Annotated in this window: 1 protein-coding gene and 1 pseudogene; both read left to right on the top strand. The window is 60.5% G+C overall.

Translation table 11 applies throughout. From position 1 onward, the window contains the following. Nucleotides 1–662: flagellin (locus tag IVB31_RS28615; RefSeq protein ID WP_253075263.1), on the top strand; the 662-nt coding region annotated here is incomplete at its 5' end. A 358-nt stretch (nt 663–1,020) separates the two neighbouring features. Then, nucleotides 1,021–1,437, top strand: a pseudogene (locus IVB31_RS28610) (flagellin); the annotation flags it as partial.

Here is a 1,437-nt window from a genome sequence, read left to right as displayed (position 1 = left end):
TCGACGCCAACGGCCTGCTGACGGTCTCGACCACCAACGACTACGCGTCCTCGACGATCGGGTCGAGCGCCGCGGGTGGTGCGATCGGCGGCACGCTGACCTCATCACTCACGTTCTCGACGGCTTCCAGCCCCGTCCAGGACACGGTTGCCCAGACCTCGCGTTCGAACCTGGTCAGCCAGTACAACAACATCCTGAACCAGATCGACACGACCTCGCAGGACTCCTCGTTCAACGGCGTCAACCTGCTGAACGGCGACCAGCTCAAGCTGGTGTTCGACGAGACCGGCAAGTCGAACCTGAGCATCACGGGCGTGACCTACAACTCCAAGGGTCTCGGCCTCGCCTCGCTGACCAGCGGTGTCGACTTCATCGACAACTCCGCGACCAACAAGGTGCTGTCGAACCTGAACGCGGCGTCGAGCACGCTGCGCTCGGAAGCCTCGAGCCTCGGTTCGAACCTCTCGGTGGTGCAGGTGCGTCAGGACTTCAACAAGAGCCTGATCAACGTGCTGCAGACCGGTTCGTCCAACCTGACCCTGGCCGACACCAACACCGAAGCGGCCAACAGCCAAGCGCTGTCGACGCGCCAGTCGATCGCGGTCTCCGCGCTCTCGCTGGCCAACCAGTCGCAGCAGAGCGTGCTGCAGCTGCTCCGCTAAATCGCGGACGACATCGCAAGCAAGACATGGCGGCGGGGCTTCGGCCCCGCCGCTTTCTTTTTGCGCCGGCATCAGAGTGCCGCTGACAAAGTGAAGACGATGCATTCGAATGCAGCCAATTGCTCACTCTGAGTTATGGTTGACAAGTCGCAAACGCTTTGCCGCTGCACGAAAAAACATCATTCAATCATGATGATATGTGCGAGCCCGATCCGGCTCCGATCGCTGACATGGTGAATCCGCGCAGGGATTGGAGCGACATGCTTCATGTTTTGTTAGCCGTCTACGTTCACCGTTCCGGCCATCGATTAATCCTAATCGAAGTTTGTTGCGTTGCGTACCAGAAGGGTAACACTCAATGTCCGGTATTGTTCTCTCGTCCTCGGTTCGCCAGAACCTGCTTTCCCTCCAGTCCACCGCTGATCTTCTCGCCACCACCCAGAGTCGTCTGTCGACCGGCAAGAGCGTCAACTCGGCCCTGGACAATCCCACCAACTTCTTCACGGCGCAGTCGCTCGACAACCGCGCCAGCGACATCAACAACCTGCTCGATGGCATTGCCAACGGCGTGCAGGTGCTGCAGGCCGCCAACACCGGCATCACCTCGCTGCAGAAGCTGATCGACAGCGCGAAGTCGATCGCCAACCAGGCATTGCAGACCACCGTCGGCTATTCCACCAAGTCGAACGTCTCCACCACGATCTCCGGTGCGACGGCGGCCGATTTGCGCGGCACGACGAGCTTCGCGAGCGCGACGGCGAACAGCAACGTTGTG

The sequence above is a fragment of the Bradyrhizobium sp. 21 genome, assembly GCF_023073335.1.
GTDB lineage: Bacteria > Pseudomonadota > Alphaproteobacteria > Rhizobiales > Xanthobacteraceae > Bradyrhizobium.
This window is presented reverse-complemented; position numbering and strand designations above follow the sequence as displayed.